This window comes from Arthrobacter saudimassiliensis (genome assembly GCF_059090665.1).
This window is the reverse complement of sequence record NZ_JBNHFX010000002.1, coordinates 138722-153633: the sequence shown is the minus strand read 5'-3', so window position 1 is coordinate 153633 and position 14912 is coordinate 138722. Positions and strand designations below refer to the sequence as shown.

Here is a 14912-nt window from a genome sequence, read left to right as displayed (position 1 = left end):
CGGTGCCGGCACCACGTCCCCCGACTAAGGAGCATCATGGCTACAGTCCGATCGGCCCACACCGTCTGGAACGGCGACCTGTTCAAGGGCAAGGGCGACGTCACCCTGGACAGCTCGGGGCTGGGCACCTACGACGTCACATGGAAGGCACGCGCCGAGGAATCCGGCGGGAAGACCAGCCCCGAGGAGCTGATCGCCGCCGCCCACTCCGCCTGCTTCTCCATGGCCTTCAGCAACGCGCTGGCCGAAGCCGGCAGGACCGCCGAGCGGATCACCACCGACGCGAAGGTCAGCTTCGTACCCGGCACCGGCATCACCGGCAGCCACCTGACGGTCTCGGCGGTCGTGCCGGGCATCAGCGCCGAGCAGTTCCTCGACCTGGCCGAGAACGCCAAGGCCGGCTGCCCCGTCTCCCAGGCCCTGGCCGGCGTCGAGATCACCCTCGACGCCAGCCTCGAGTCCTAGGCCCTGCCGTCCTGCGGCCGCGGCCCAAGCGCCGGCGGCCGCAGCGACGGATAGCCTGAACGTGCCGGCGGGCGGTCCGTCGGCAGTTCCGAGAGCATTTCCTTGAGGATGGCCACGCCCTGCTCCAGCTGCGGGTCCTCCCCCGCCGCCCACGCGTGCGGCGGGAACGCCACCTCGATGTCCGGCTCCACGCCACGGTTCTCCACGCCGAAGCCGGCTCCGCCGCTGAACCAGTAGGCGTAGCGGGGCTGGTTCACCACCGTGCCGTCCGCCAGCGCGAAACGGTTGTCGATGCCGACGACGCCGCCCCAGGTCCGGGTGCCGATGACCGGGCCGATCCCGCGCAGCTTCACGATCTGGGTGATGATGTCGCCGTCGGATCCGGCGAACTCGTCGACCAGGACCACCACGGGCCCGCGCGGGGCGTGGGAGGGGTAGGAGGTCGGTTCCTGTCCGCGCGGGAAGGTCCACGCGTTGACCTTGCGGCCGATCAGCTCCGCCACCAGCTGGGAGGTGTGTCCGCCGCGGTTGCGGCGCACGTCGATGACCAGGGCGTCCTTGGCCGTCTCCGCGTCAAGGTCGCGGTGCAGCTGCGCCCACCCGTTGGCCGTCATGTCGGGGACGTGCAGGTAGCCGAAGCTGCCGTCGGAGGCCTCCCGGACCACGCGCCGGTTGCCGTGGACCCAGTTCTGGTAGCGCAGCCGCTCCTCGCTGCCGACCGGCACCACCGCGATCCGGCGTACCGTGCCGTCGCCGGGCCGTCGGACCGTCAGCTCCACGGTGCGCCCGGCGGCGTTGACGAGCAGGGCCGCCGGCCCCTGGGCAGCCGGCACGGCCACGCCGTCCACAGCCTCGATGACGTCGCCCGGATGGACGTCGGCCCCGGGGGCGCTCAGCGGCGACACCGCCTGGGGATCCGAGCCCTCGGAGGCCAGCACCCGCTGCACTTCCCACCCGCGCCCGGTGCGGTGCAGGTCGGCCCCGAGGAAGCCCTGGCCGGTGTATCCCCGCTCCCCGGCGGGCCGGGGAGTCACGTACGCGTGCGAGGTGCCAAGTTCTCCGTGCATCTCCCAGAGCACGTCGACGAGGTCGTCGTGCGAGCCGATCTGCTCAAGCAGCGGGCGGTAGCGGTCCCGGACCGCGTCCCAGTCGATGCCGGCCATGTCCTCGGCCCAGAAGAAGTCACGCTGCAGGCGCCAGGCCTCGTCGAACTCCTGCCCCCAGACGGCGGCGGGATCCAGCAGGACCCGGATGCGGCCCAGGTCGACATCCACGTTCTCCGGCGAATCCGCGTCAACCGGTGCGGCGGCCGGCACCGCGCGCACCCGACGCTCGTGCACCAGCACAACGGTCTTTCCGTCCGCGCTGACTTCATAGGAGTCTGCAGCCGGCACCAGGACGGTGGTTTCGCGGCGGGCCAGGTCGAACCGTTCCAGCCGGGCCGCGGGGTCCCGGTCCTGCGGGCGTGCACGGCCCTCGCCGGTGGTTCCGCTGCTCTCGCGCGCGAGCCACAGCAGCCCGCCGTCGACCGCGGTGAGGCTGTTGTAGCGCCCCTGGGCCACGGGCACGGGGATGATGCGGTCGGCGATGTTGGCGGGATCCACCCGGACCGGTTCCGGCTTCCCGTCTCCGGCGGCGGGGTCGTCGGAGGCGGCACCCGGTTCCTGCACCGCCGGCGGAGCCGGGTGGACGGAGGGACCGAACGGCGACGGCGTGTCCGCGGCCAGGGCCGCCAGGTAGGGCTTGGTGGACGACGGGAAGCTCAGGTCGAACCGGTGCGTGTCGTACACCGGATCGAAGCTGCGCTCGGAGAGGAAGGCAAGGAACTTCCCGTCGCGGGTGAACGACGGCGAATGGTCCGCGAACCGGCCGTCCGTGACGTCAACGGCGTCGCCGGAGCCGTCCACCGGCTGCAGCCGGATGCGGGTGCGCTCGGTGCCCGCCACCGGCTCGGCCCACGTCAGCCATCGGGCGTCCGGCGAGAATGCCAGATCGGTGACCGCTCCCCCGGCGGTTGCGGCCAGTTCGGTGAAGGAGCCGTCGGCGACGTCGAGCAGCAGCACCTGGCCCTGCTCGGTTCCGGCGGCCACCCGGGAAGCGTCCGGAGCAACCGCCAGCGCGGCGATCCGGGTGGGTGCCGGCAGCGGGAACCTGCGCGGGCCCTGCTGCTGCGCCTCAGGGGCGGCAGCCGCCCCGATGGCTTCCGTCGCCTGCTGCCCGGATGCCTCATCGGAGCGGTCCCCGTCAGCTGCCGCTGCGCCGGACCCGGCGGCGGCTTCAGCGGCGGGCAGGGTGCGCGGCAGTCCGGAGGAAGCGGCAACCGGCTTGGGCAGGGGCAGTTCCTCCTCCCCGGTTTCCGCCGCCGGTGCGGGCGGCGCCTGGACGGCGTCGTCGGCCGCCGTCGCGGGCCGGGCCGGCGCGGCGTCGAACAGCGGGGCTATGCACAGGGTTTCCACGCCGTCGTGGTCGGAGACGAACACGGTCCGGTCTCCGCCCAGGGGCCGGCCCAGCCGTGCCCGCACGCCCGGGGTCGCCTCGATGGTGCGCGACGGTCCGTCGCGGTGGGTCAGCCAGTGAAGCGTGCCGTGGCTTTCCACGACGCTGGCCGTTCCGTCCGCGGCCGGAACCACGCCGGCGAGGTGCGCGGCGACGTCCAGCGGGCGGGGCCGGCGTCCGGTGGCCGCGGAGCCCAGGCGGATGTCCAGCACCCGGGCTTCGGCGTCGAGCGAGTCAAGCAGCCAGATCCGGCCCGCGGACTCGAATACGATGCGGCGGCCGTCGGTCGCGGCGTGCCGCGCGTAGAAGCCGTCGAAGTCGGTATGCCGCCGCAGGTCCCCGCCCTGCGGAGTCACGGAATAGAGGTTGCCGTAGCCCTCATGGTCGGACAGGAAGGCGATCCTGTCGCCGATCCACATCGGATCGGAGAGGTTGCCGTCGAGCTCCGGCACCAGCCGGACGAATTCACCGCTGCCGTCGCGGTCGATCCAGAGCCGCCCGGCGGTTCCGCCGCGGTAGCGCTTCCACCAGGCCTGCTCCCGGGTGATGACGGTGCCGACGAGGACGGGACGCTCATCGCCCACCGCGGGACCGTGCACCACGGTGTCCGCCGGCCCGAAGGGCAGCAGGCGCGGCGCGGAGCCGTCCAGCGGAACCTCGTAGGCACGGGGCAGCCGGCGGTCCTCGTGGCCTGCCGGGCTGGTGGCCAGGACGTGGCCGGCCGGGGTGAAGCCCCTGACCCGGGTGTTCGGGGTGCCCCAGAACGTGAGCTGGCGGAACTGCCCTCCTTCAACGTCTGCCGAGACCACCTCGGGGGCGCTGCCCTGGATGACCGTCCACGCGATCGTGCTGCCGTCCGGCGAGAAGCGCGGATTTGCGGCCGGAAGCTGCAGGGCCGAGAGGCGCCAGGCACGTCCGCCGCCCACCGGGGCGAGCCAGACGTCGTTCTCGGCCACGAAGGTCACCAGGCCGTCGTGCAGGTGCGGGTATCGCAGATAGGGAAGTGGGCTCATGAAACCGATCCTATCGGCCGGTGCACCCGCGGCCCGGTCAGGGCGCGTCCGGGAACACGTCGCGGATCAGCCACCCCCCCTCTCCCTGCACCAGCTGCAGGACAATCCGCTGGGTGACCGGCCCCGCCGGGGTCCGTACCGCTGCTCCGGCCAGGTCCCGCTCCTCCCATCCCGGGACCGACAGTTCCAGCCGGACCAGCGCTGCACCGGCGTCGCGCTGCAGCACCTCCACGGCCAGGACCTCCGGTTCCCCGGCGGGAACGAGGCGGCGGCCAGCGGCCTGCAGCCGCTCCACCTGGGCGGCGTCGGCCTTCATCGCCGGCGAGTCCGGCTCGTTGACCCGCCCGAGCGCCGAGGCGTCCGCCGAGGCAAGGGCCTGCATCCGGAGCCGCGCCAGCTCGGCCACCGCGCTGGCGGGATCCGCCGGCCCCCCGGCGGACGCGGCCGGCGCCGGGCCGCCGCCCGCCGGGGACGGGTCCTCCGGGGGGCTGCCTGCCGAGGCGCCGACTTCCGGCATGCCGGCGTCAGGACCGGCGGTCGCGGGGTCCCGGGGATCCGGGCCGCCGGCCCGCGGCCGGGTCTCCGTCGCTTCGCCGGCCTGCGGCGGCGCGTCCGGTCCCGGTGCGGCGGTTCCCCGCACCGCCGCCGGACGCGGCTGTACGGCATCCCGCGACATGGAATCTCCGGGACCGCCCAGCAGCCCGGGGGCCGTCACCGCGACGACGGCCAGCAACACCACGACGGCAGCGGCGCCCGTTGCCGCGACCAGAAGCGCCCTGCTGCCTACACGGGGCCCGGATGACGTCCGCCACCATCGCCGTCCCCTCCGCCAGGGATGCGGGGCGCCGCCGTACCCGGCCAGCCGCTCCCGCAGCCGGCGCAGGCCCCGCCGGCGCGGTTCCGCCGAGGGACGCCGGTGCCGGGTGCGCAGGATCGGCAGTTCGCTCACATGGGCTCCCGGAACCAGATCCAGCGGCGCGGGAGGTGCCGCGGCGTAGACCAGGCGGGCCAGTTCATCGGCTCCGGGACGCTGCCGCGGGTCTTCGGCCAGGCCCGACTCCAAGGCCGCAGCCAGCTGGACCGGCACGTCGGGCCGCAGCACGGGCAGCGGAGCCCTGCGTTTCCCGGGCGGCGGGGGCGCCCCCGTGAGCAGGTACCAGCCCACCGCGCAGAGGGCGAAGACGTCGGAGGCAAGGTTCAGCAGGGGTCCGTCCTGGGCCGCCGGATCCTCGAACCCCGGGGTGCCGGCCGGGGCCTGGCCGGCTCCGAGCAGGCGGACGGCCCCCAGGTCCGCCAGCAGCGGACGGCCCTCGGCATCAAAAAGCACGTTCGACGGCGAGACGTCACCGTGCGCCGCACCCTGCCCGTGGAGGCAGGCGAGGGCCTGGGCGATGCCCACCAGCACCGTCACGGCCTCGCCCACCGGCAGGGACCCGCGCGCGGACACCATGGCGGCCGCACTGCCGCCGGCAGCATATTCAAGCAGCAGGGCCGGGCCCTGGTCGGTATCGAGGATGCCCTCGATGCGCAGCAGGTTTTCGTGCCGGTACCGGGACAGGACGTTGGCCTCACGGCGGATCTCGAACGTCGCGGCATCCCCCGCCGTCCGGAGCCCCACTTTGAGGGCGGCAGGTCCGCCGGGGCCCTCCACAAGCCAGACCCGGCCCGCCGATCCGGCGCCCAGATATCGGCGGACCCGCAGTCCGGGGCCGGGATCCGGAGGCACCGGGGCCTCAACGGCGGAGACCGCCGACGACGGCCTGTCGGCCCCGGCCGAAGCGGCATGGGAACGGTGTCCGGGAGAGTCCATGCGCCATGTTTAGCGCATCGGAATCCGCGCTGCCGGGCCTGTCCACAAGTAGGCCGGGCGCGGCTCAGCGTAAGAAGGGTGATCCATGCCGCAAAGGGGTCTAGGCTGTTGCGCATGGCATTGGAGTTCTCGCGCATCGGGCTGGATCCGAACTTCGTGGATTACCTGGAGGGCTGGGAACACCAGCGGCGGCTGCACGCCGCCGTGCTGGCGGACGATGCCCCCGACACCGTGCTGCTTTTGGAGCACGCCGCCGTCTATACGGCGGGCAGGCGGACGGAGCCGCATGAGCGCCCCTTTGACGGCACTCCGGTGGTCAACGTCGACCGCGGCGGCAAGCTCACCTGGCACGGTCCGGGCCAGCTCGTCGGCTACCCGATCGTGCGGCTGGCGGACCCGGCGAGGGTGGCCGACTACGTCGACACGCTGGAAGACGCCCTCATTGCGGTCCTGGCCGGCTACGGTCTGTCCGGGGAACGCATAGCCGGGCGCTCCGGCGTGTGGATCCGCGGCGTCGACGGCGCCGCGGACCGGAAGATCGCCGCCATCGGCATCCGGATCGACCACGGCGTGACCATGCACGGGTTCTCCCTGAACTGCAGCAACGACCTGGCACCGTACGCCCAGATCATCGCCTGCGGCATCACCGATGCCGGCACCACCTCCCTGTCGGCCGAGCTCGGCCGCACCGTCACCCCGGCGGACGTCCTCCCCCGGGTCGAACACGAACTGAGCCTGCGCAGCGCGCGGCTCACCGGCGCCGGCGCGCCGCTGGAAGGAGCCACGCCATGACCATCGCCCCCGAGGGCCGCCGCATGCTGCGGATTGAACAGCGCAACTCAGCCGTGCCGGTGGAGCGCAAGCCGGAATGGATCAAGGCCAAGGTGCACCTGGGCCCGGAGTACGTCGAACTCAAGCAGCAGGTGAAGCAGGAGGGCCTGCACACCGTCTGCGAGGAAGCAGGCTGCCCCAACATCTTCGAATGCTGGGAGGACCGTGAGGCCACGTTCCTCATCGGCGGCTCCGAATGCACCCGGCGCTGCGACTTCTGCCAGATCGACACCGGCAAGCCCTCCCCCGTCGACCTGCTGGAGCCGCTGAAGGTGGCCCGCTCCGTGCAGTCCATGAACCTGCGCTACGCGACGGTCACCGGCGTCGCCCGTGACGACCTGGCCGACGAAGGGGTCTGGCTCTACGCCGAGACCATCCGCAGGATCCACGAACTGAACCCCGGCACCGGCGTCGAGATCCTGATCCCGGACTTCTCCGGCCGTCCCGAGCACATCCAGGCCATCTGTGACGCCGCCCCGGAGGTCTTCGCCCACAACGTCGAGACGGTGCCGCGGCTGTTCAAGCGCATCCGGCCCGCGTTCCGCTATGAACGGTCCCTGGACGTCATCACGCAGGGACAGAAGCTCGGCATGGTCACCAAGTCCAACCTGATCCTCGGCATGGGCGAGACCCGCGAAGAGCTCTCCGAAGCGATGCGCGACCTGCAGGCGGCCGGCTGCGACCTGCTCACCATCACCCAGTACCTGCGGCCCAGCGAACGGCACTTGCCGGTGGACCGCTGGGTGAAGCCCGAGGAGTTCGTCGAGCTTCGTGACGAAGCGCTGGAGATGGGATTCCTCGGCGTCATGAGCGGACCCCTGGTGCGCTCGTCCTACCGTGCCGGCCGTCTCTGGGCCACCGCCATGCGCCGCAAGGGCCTGGAGCTGCCCGCGCATCTGGCGCACATCGAAGACGCCGGCACCACCCTGCAGGAGGCCTCCTCGGTCCTGGCCCGGCGCTGAGTCCGCCCGGCTCCGCGCCGGGGCTGCCCGCCGTCGTCCGCCCGTCCCCTCCTGACCGTTCCGCCCGCCCCCGCCGTCGGGCCCGGCGCAAGCTTGATGCTGCCGTCGGGCCCCGGCACCATCACGTAGAATTGACGCATTATGGCCAACAGCACTGACCCCGACGCATCCAAGACTCCCCGCCGCGGCGTCTTCTCCCGCAAGCCCAAGGAGAAGAAGAACAAGGAACCGGGCCGGTTCAAGCAGATGGGCGACATCTTCCGGATGACGCGCCGGAACGACCCGAACCTGGTCTGGATCATGGTGGGCGTGTTCCTAGGCGTCGTCGCCGTGGGCCTGCTGATTGGCCTGCTGATCAACAACTGGATCACGATGCTCATCATCGCGATCCCGCTGGGCCTGCTCGGAGCCATGCTGGTGCTCTCCCGCCGCGCCGAGCGCGCCGCCTTCGGCCAGCTTGAAGGCCGTCCCGGCGCCGCCGGCGCATCGCTGAGCGTGCTGCGCCGCGGCTGGATCGTGGAGGAGCAGCCCGTGGCGGTCAACCCCCGCAGCCAGGACGCGGTCTTCCGTGCCATCGGCCGGCCGGGCATCGTCCTGGTGACCGAGGGGCCCGCAACCCGTGTGCGGACCCTGGTCGACGGCGAACGGCGGCGCATGTCCCGCATCGTGCCGAACGTTCCGGTCCACGTCATCCAGACCGGCCGCGGCGAGAACCAGGTGCCGCTGCAGCAGGTCGCCAAGAAGATGAAGAAGATGGACAAGGCCCTGACCAAGCAGGAGGTCCAGGCCGTCAACAAGCGCCTGGCGGCCCTGGGCAGCAAGCTTCCGATCCCCAAGGGCATCGACCCGTACAAGGCCCGCCCCGACCGCCGGGCCATGCGCGGACGCTGATCGCCCGCCGTCGTCAAACGCGGAAGGCCCCCCGGATTTCTCCGGGGGGCCTTCCGCGTTATGTGCAGGATTCGAAGGTGGGATGTGCGACGGCGGACGCCGGCGCGCGGCCGGAACGGTACCGGCCGCGCGGATCAGGAGCCGGAGCGGCGGCGGAAGTCGACCTTGACGAGCACGGTGCCCATCGCCCGGTCGTGCAGGCCGCGCTGGTCGGCGTCGAAGATCAGCGCCGGCACCACGAGGCAGAGCAGCAGCGTCCGGACCACGCCGGCCAGGGGGCCGGCCGGGCCGCCGCTGAGTTTCTGCACCTGCATGCCGAAGATGCGGTGGCCGACGCTGAAGCCCAGCAGGCCGACCAGCAGGATCTGCTCCACCGCGAACACCACGAGGATGGAGATCTCGGTTCCGCCAAAGAAGGCATAGGCGATCAGGGAGGCCAGCGCCCAGTCCACGGCCAGCGCTCCCACCCGGGGCCCGACCCGGGCGATTGATCCCGGACCGGTGGGCGGCAGGCCGAGCCTGCGGCCGGGCCATTGCGATTCATCTGTCGGCGGGCCCTGCAGCCAGGAGCCGATGTCTCTTCTGTCAACCACCGTTTAAGCCTACCCGCGATGGCCGTGCCGGGGCTGCCCGGGCCGGGCCGGCGACCTTTTATCAGGTTGCTGGGCGTTCCGCGATAGGGTGGAAAAAGAACCCGGTTCACCGTAACGTCCCGGAAACACATGCGTCATGGACGGGAAATCGGCGGCCCATAGAGTGCTGTTCAAGCGCAGGGCGGCCGTCCCGTCCGGCCGCCGGAGGCCCCGCCACAGGGCGCACCTCCACCCATACAGGTAAAAGGAGCACAGAAACGATGTTCAAGAACGCGGACGAGGTCCTCCAGTTCATCGCCGAAGAAGATGTGAAGTTTGTCGACATCCGGTTCACCGACCTGCCGGGCGTGCAGCAGCACTTCAACGTCCCCGCCAAGACCGTCGACGCGGACTTCTTCGTGAACGGCCAGCTCTTCGACGGGTCCTCCATCCGCGGCTTCCAGGGCATCGCCGAGTCGGACATGCAGCTGATTCCCGATGTGACCACCGCCTTCATCGACCCCTTCCGCGTCGAGAAGACCCTGGCCCTGAACTTCTCCATCGTGAACCCGCGCACCGGTGAGCCCTACCACCGTGATCCGCGCGGCGTCGCCGAGCGTGCCGAGGCCTACCTGGCGTCGACCGGCATCGCCGATACCGCTTTCTTCGCCCCCGAGGCCGAGTTCTTCATCTTCGACAACGTCCAGTACGAGTCCAAGCCGGAGGGCAGCTTCTACAAGGTCGATTCCATCGAGGCTCCGTGGAACACCGGCCGCGAGGAGGCCGGCGGAAACCTGGGCAACAAGACTCCCTTCAAGGGCGGCTACTTCCCCGTCTCCCCCGTCGACAAGCAGGCCGACCTGCGCGACGCGATCTGCGTGGAGCTGGACAAGGCCGGCCTCGAGGTCGAGCGCTCCCACCACGAGGTCGGCGGCGCCGGCCAGGCGGAGATCAACTACAAGTTCACCACCCTGACGCACGCCGCTGATGCGCTGCTGAAGTTCAAGTACATCGTCAAGAACGTCTCCAACGCCTGGGGCAAGTCGGCGACCTTCATGCCGAAGCCGATCTTCGGTGACAACGGCTCCGGCATGCACTGCCACCAGTCGCTGTGGAACGGCGGCGAGCCGCTGTTCTACGACGAGAAGGGCTACGCCGGTCTCTCCGACATCGCCCGCTGGTACATCGGCGGCCTGCTGGCCCACTCCTCCGCGGTCCTGGCCTTCACCAACCCGACGGTCAACTCCTACCGCCGCCTGGTCAAGGGCTTCGAGGCTCCGGTGAACATGGTCTACTCGCAGGGCAACCGCTCCGCCGGCATCCGCATTCCGATCACCGGCTCGAACCCGAAGGCCAAGCGCATCGAGTTCCGCGCTCCGGACCCCTCCTCCAACCCGTACCTGGCCTTCGCTGCGCAGCTGATGGCCGGCCTGGACGGCATCCGCAACCGCATCGAGCCGGAGGCCCCGATCGACAAGGACCTCTACGAGCTGCCCGCTGAAGAGGCCAAGAACATCAAGAAGGCCCCGGGCTCGCTGGAGGAGGCGCTGGACGCCCTCGAGGCCGACAACGAGTTCCTGCAGGCCGGCGGGGTATTCACCCAGGACCTGATCGACACCTGGATCGAGTACAAGCGCGAGAACGAGATCAAGCCGCTGCTGCTGCGCCCGAACCCCTACGAGTTCGAGCTCTACTACGGCTGCTGATCCCGTTCCGGCCCCGGGCCGGCACTGATCGCCGAAAGTCCCCGTCTCCCGCCCTTCGGCAGGAGGCGGGGACTTTCCGCTTCCCTGCCCTAGGTCCCCTTGCCTGTACCAGGTGGCGGGGCGAAACGGCCCACCGCCTCAAGGACCAGCGCGTCGTGCTCGTCAGGGCCGACGACGCCGCAGCTCATGAGCGCCGCGAGGCCCTGGATAGTTGCGAGGAAGGTCAGGGCCGCCGGCCGGGCATCCTGCTCGTCAGCGGCCCCTGACGCCTGCGCAAACACCGCCTGGATGGGGGCGAAGGCCTCGGCCGCCTTACGGGCGATGGCGTCGCCGCCCGGCCCGCGTTCGTGGGCGAACATCAGTTCGACGAGGTTCGGTTCGGCAGCCGCGAAGCCGAGATAGGCGTGCGCAAGCGCGCGGATCCGGTCCTCGTGGCCGCCCGCTCCTGCTGCTGCCTCGCCCATCCGGGCACCGAGCCGGGCAAAGCCCTCAACGGCAAGGGCGTCGAGCAACGCCTGGCGATCCGGATACCAGCGGCGCGGAGCGGCGTGACTGACACCGATCTCGGCGGCGAGTTCCCGGAGGGAAAGCTCCCCCGCCGCCTTCTCCCGAAGCTTAGCTACCGCCCCGTTCAGCACCGCCTGCCGCAGATTGCCGTGGTGGTAGGGACGGGAACCGGTCATGTCGTCAGAATAGCAAGTGGTTCCCATTGACTACATTGTTTCCAGTGGCTACTTTAACGCCATGGCTACCCTCTCCTCACCCTTGCAGATACCCGACCAGACCGGCCGTACCGCCGTTGTCACCGGAGGCGCCAGCGGCATCGGCCTGGCTGCGGCCGCCGCCCTCGCCGCACGGGGAGCACACGTGATCCTCGCCGTCCGGGACCCTGCCAAGGGCCGCGCGGCGGCCCGCGCCATCGGCGGCCATTCCGACGTCGGCCGGCTGGACCTGGCCTCCCAGACCTCGATCCGGGAGTTTGCCGGATCTCTTCGGGGGCCGATCGACGTTCTTGTCAACAACGCCGGCTTCATGACAGCTGACCGCAGGCAGACCGAGGACGGGTTTGAAAGCCAATTCGGAGTCAACCACCTCGGCCACTTCGCGCTGACGAACCTTCTCCTGGACCGCATCACCGACCGGGTCGTGACCGTCTCCTCCACCGCCTATCGGGGAGCCCGGCTCGACTTCGGCGACCTGCAGTGGGAACGCCGCCGCTATCGCCCGTTTGCGGCGTACGGCCAGTCCAAACTGGCCAACCTGCTGTTCACGGCGGAACTCCAGCGGCGCCTGACGGCGGCCGGCTCCCCCGTGATCGCTGCTGCGGTCCATCCGGGCTGGGCCTCCACAGGGTTCCGGATGACCAGCGGGAACCGACTCCTCGACGCCCTGCTGTCACGTGCCACGGCGCTCCTCGCTCACGGCCCCGAGGGCGGCGCCCTTCCGACCCTGCTCGCTGCCACAGGCGACATTCCAGCCGGCGGCTTTCTGGGACCCAGCCGCCTAGGAGGAATGCGTGGCGCCGCGGGCCCGGTCGCCCGCTCAGCCGAGGCCACAGATGCCGGCACCGCTGCACGGCTGTGGGACGTATCCGAAGGGCTTACCGGCGTCCGATTCCCGTTGACCGGCGACGCCGCCGTGCAGCCGCAGGCCTAGAGACCAAAAACCCCGCCCGGCTGCAGCCGGGCGGGGTTTTTCTCAGTCTGTGCGCCCCCCGGGACTCGAACCCGGAACCCATTGATTAAGAGTCAATTGCTCTGCCAGTTGAGCTAGAGGCGCATGCTTTGCGGCGAACCGCAACGACGAATAACTCTACCATCCCCCTGTCGGATCTCCCAATCGGCGGAGCCCGGCCGACGGCTTCCCCGGTACGACGGCGGCGCGCTCCCCTGGTGGGGGAACGCGCCGCTGTCATCGCCAAGGCTGCGGGCCTAGAGGACCTTGGCCAGGAAGTCCTGCAGGCGGGGAGCCTGCGGGTGGTCGAACAGCTCCGCGGGGACGTTCTCCTCCACGATGTAGCCGTCCGCCATGAAGATGACCCGGTCCGCCACCTCACGGGCGAAGCCCATCTCGTGGGTGACCACAACCATGGTCATCCCGTCCCTGGCGAGGTCGCGGATGACCTGCAGCACCTCGCCCACCATCTCCGGGTCCAGCGCGCTGGTGGCCTCGTCGAAGAGCATGATGTCCGGCTGCATGGCCAGGGCACGGGCGATCGCAACGCGCTGCTTCTGGCCGCCGGAGAGCTGCGCGGGGCGGGCATCGGCCTTGTCGGCCAGCCCCACCCGGTCCAGCAGGCCCAGGGCTCGCTGGCGAATCTCCGCCTTCGGGCCCTTCTTCAGCTCCACCGGGGCCAGCATGATGTTCTCCAGCACGGTCATGTGCGGGAACAGGTTGAAGTGCTGGAAGACCATGCCGATGTGCTGGCGCACTTCGTTCAGGTTCACCTTCGGGTCGGTCAGGTCGAACCCGTCCACCGCCACGGTGCCGGCGGTGATGTCCTCGAGCTTGTTCAGGCACCGCAGGAACGTCGATTTGCCCGAGCCGGAGGGCCCGATGACGCACACCACCTCGCCCTCGGCCACCGCCGCGTCGATGCCCTTGAGGACTTCATTGGATCCGTAGGACTTCTTCAGCCCTCGAACGTCGATCTTGTTCACTTGTTGAACCTCTTATCCAGCACGTTCGCCAGCTGGGTCAGCAGCGTGATGACGATGAAGTACAGGGCGGCGATGATCAGCAGGACCTCGGCGGTGCGGAAGTTGACCGCGTAGATCTGCTGGGCCTGGTAGGTCAGCTCCGCGAAGCCGATGACGGCCAGCAGCGAGGTGTCCTTCAGGGTGATGACGAACTGGTTGATGAACGAGGGCGTCATGATCTTCACGGCCTGCGGAACGATGACCTTCTGCATGGTCTTGCCGTAGCCCAGGCCCAGGCTGCGGGCCGCCTCCATCTGGCCCGGATCCACGGACTGGATGCCGCCGCGCACGATCTCGGTCATGTAGGCGCCGGCGTTCAGGCTCAGGGTCAGCACGCCGGCGGTCAGCACGTCCACCGGCTGTCCGATGATCTGCGGCAGGCCGAAGTAGAAGAAGAACGCCTGCACCAGCACCGGAGTGCCGCGGAAGATGCTCACGTACGCGGTGGCGAGGCCGCGCAGGATGCGGTTGGCGCTGACCTTGAAGAAGCCGAAGATCACGCCCAGGATCAGGGCGAAGAACAGCGAGAGGGCGGTGGCCAGCAGGGTCAGTCCCAGGCCCTTGGCAAAGGCCGGGGCGTTGTCCTTAAGCAGGGCCCAGAAGCTGGTGTCGGCGGCGCCGGCGTCGAGGTAGGTGTCCAGGATCTCCTGGTAGCGGCCGCTGTCCTGCAGCTCGGCGAGCCCCTCGTTGAAGGCGGCGAGCAGCTCCGGATTGGCGTCCTTGTTGACGGCGAACCCGTAGGAGCTGCCGGCTTCCTTCTCGGTGACGGTCTTCAGCCCGTTGCCGGACTTGATGCCGTACGCCAGCACCGGGTAGTCATCGAAGACGGCCACGGAGGCGCCGGACTTCACGTCGTCGTACATCTGCGCCGACTGGGCGAAGGCGATGACCTCGAACCCGTACTCATCCGCAATGGACTCGGCGAAGGTCTGTCCTTCGGTGCCGGTCTTGACCGCCACCCGCTTGCCTTCGAGGTCCTCGTAGCCGCCGACCTCGTCATTGTTCTCGGCCACGGCCATCTGGACGCCGGACTCGAAGTACGGATCCGAGAAATCGAAGATCTGCCGGCGGTCGTCGGTGATGGACATGCCGGCGATCACGCCGTCGACCTGGTTGGACTGCAGTGCCTGCAGCGCGGCGTCGAAGCCAAGCGAGCGGACTTCCACGGTGAAGCCCTGGTTCTCGGCGATCTCGTTGATCAGGTCCATGTCGATGCCCACGAGTTCGCCGTCCTGGCGGAACTCGAAGGGAGCGAACGTGGTGTCGGTGCCGATGACGAAGGTTTTGCCTTCGGCTGTCTCGGCGGCGTGTGCCCCTGGTGCCGGCAGTCCCAGCAGCAGCGCGAAGGCGGCCAGAACGGCAACCAGCGGCGCAGCCAGGCGTGCCGGGCCGGTCAGGGCCCGTTTTCCGCTGTGCAAAGTGTTTCTCCTAGCTCTGGATCGCGGTCGGCGGACCGCTGAAAAACCT

The 14912-nt window shown here is 70.1% G+C and carries 12 protein-coding genes and 1 tRNA gene; 6 read left to right on the top strand and 7 right to left on the bottom strand.

Going from position 1 to position 14912, the window contains the following annotated elements; all coding sequences use genetic code 11:
• Positions 1-36 precede the first annotated feature (36 nt).
• The gene (locus AC5RV6_RS07930; RefSeq protein WP_494006770.1) at positions 37-465 is read left to right on the top strand and encodes an OsmC family protein; all 429 of its coding nucleotides are present in this window, start codon (positions 37-39) and stop codon (positions 463-465) included.
• Here the strand turns inward: AC5RV6_RS07930 and AC5RV6_RS07925 are convergent.
• Both AC5RV6_RS07925 and AC5RV6_RS07920 read right to left on the bottom strand, forming a co-directional pair.
• Positions 462-3974, bottom strand: coding sequence for a S41 family peptidase (locus AC5RV6_RS07925; protein WP_494006769.1), 3513 nt, complete (start codon positions 3972-3974; stop codon positions 462-464). The genes AC5RV6_RS07930 and AC5RV6_RS07925 overlap by 4 nt on opposite strands.
• 37 nt (positions 3975-4011) lie before the next feature.
• The gene (locus AC5RV6_RS07920; protein WP_494006768.1) at positions 4012-5784 is read right to left on the bottom strand and encodes a serine/threonine-protein kinase; all 1773 of its coding nucleotides are present in this window, start codon (positions 5782-5784) and stop codon (positions 4012-4014) included.
• 108 nt (positions 5785-5892) lie between these two features.
• On the opposite strand from AC5RV6_RS07920, the gene lipB reads away from it, so the two are divergent.
• The 3 genes from lipB (at position 5893) to AC5RV6_RS07905 (ending at position 8468) form a co-directional block, all read left to right on the top strand.
• Complete coding sequence (gene lipB, locus AC5RV6_RS07915; protein WP_494006767.1) at positions 5893-6576, top strand: lipoyl(octanoyl) transferase LipB; 684 nt, start codon at positions 5893-5895, stop codon at positions 6574-6576.
• Positions 6573-7577, top strand: a complete 1005-nt coding sequence (lipA, locus tag AC5RV6_RS07910; protein ID WP_494006766.1) for a lipoyl synthase — start codon at positions 6573-6575, stop codon at positions 7575-7577. The genes lipB and lipA overlap by 4 nt, the downstream gene beginning before the upstream one ends.
• Before the next feature lie 141 nt (positions 7578-7718).
• A complete protein-coding gene (locus AC5RV6_RS07905) occupies positions 7719-8468 on the top strand; it encodes a DUF4191 domain-containing protein (RefSeq protein ID WP_494006765.1) in 750 nt (249 codons plus the stop codon).
• 134 nt (positions 8469-8602) lie between these two features.
• On the opposite strand, the gene AC5RV6_RS07900 is transcribed toward AC5RV6_RS07905, so the two are convergent.
• Complete coding sequence (locus AC5RV6_RS07900; protein ID WP_494006764.1) at positions 8603-9061, bottom strand: RDD family protein; 459 nt, start codon at positions 9059-9061, stop codon at positions 8603-8605.
• Between the two features lie 260 nt (positions 9062-9321).
• Between AC5RV6_RS07900 and glnA the strand changes: the two genes are divergently transcribed.
• The gene (glnA, locus tag AC5RV6_RS07895) at positions 9322-10746 is read left to right on the top strand and encodes a type I glutamate--ammonia ligase (RefSeq protein ID WP_494006763.1); all 1425 of its coding nucleotides are present in this window, start codon (positions 9322-9324) and stop codon (positions 10744-10746) included.
• Between the two features lie 89 nt (positions 10747-10835).
• Here the strand turns inward: glnA and AC5RV6_RS07890 are convergent, their stop codons facing one another.
• Complete coding sequence (locus tag AC5RV6_RS07890) at positions 10836-11429, bottom strand: TetR/AcrR family transcriptional regulator (RefSeq protein WP_494006762.1); 594 nt, start codon at positions 11427-11429, stop codon at positions 10836-10838.
• Positions 11430-11490: 61 nt separating this feature from the next.
• Here AC5RV6_RS07890 and AC5RV6_RS07885 point away from each other — a divergent pair, with 61 nt between their 5' ends.
• Positions 11491-12402 (top strand): oxidoreductase, encoded by a 912-nt coding sequence (locus tag AC5RV6_RS07885; protein ID WP_494006761.1) that lies wholly within the window; start codon positions 11491-11493, stop codon positions 12400-12402.
• Between the two features lie 50 nt (positions 12403-12452).
• Here AC5RV6_RS07885 and AC5RV6_RS07880 read toward each other — a convergent pair.
• From AC5RV6_RS07880 to AC5RV6_RS07870, 3 genes are all read right to left on the bottom strand, one after another.
• Positions 12453-12525: transfer RNA gene (locus AC5RV6_RS07880), tRNA-Lys, on the bottom strand.
• Positions 12526-12677: 152 nt separating this feature from the next.
• Entirely contained in the window at positions 12678-13406 is a 729-nt protein-coding gene (locus AC5RV6_RS07875) for an amino acid ABC transporter ATP-binding protein (RefSeq protein WP_494006760.1), read from the bottom strand.
• Complete coding sequence (locus AC5RV6_RS07870) at positions 13403-14863, bottom strand: amino acid ABC transporter substrate-binding protein/permease (RefSeq protein WP_494006759.1); 1461 nt, start codon at positions 14861-14863, stop codon at positions 13403-13405. Before AC5RV6_RS07870 ends, AC5RV6_RS07875 begins: the two co-directional genes overlap by 4 nt.
• Positions 14864-14912: the final 49 nt, after the last annotated feature.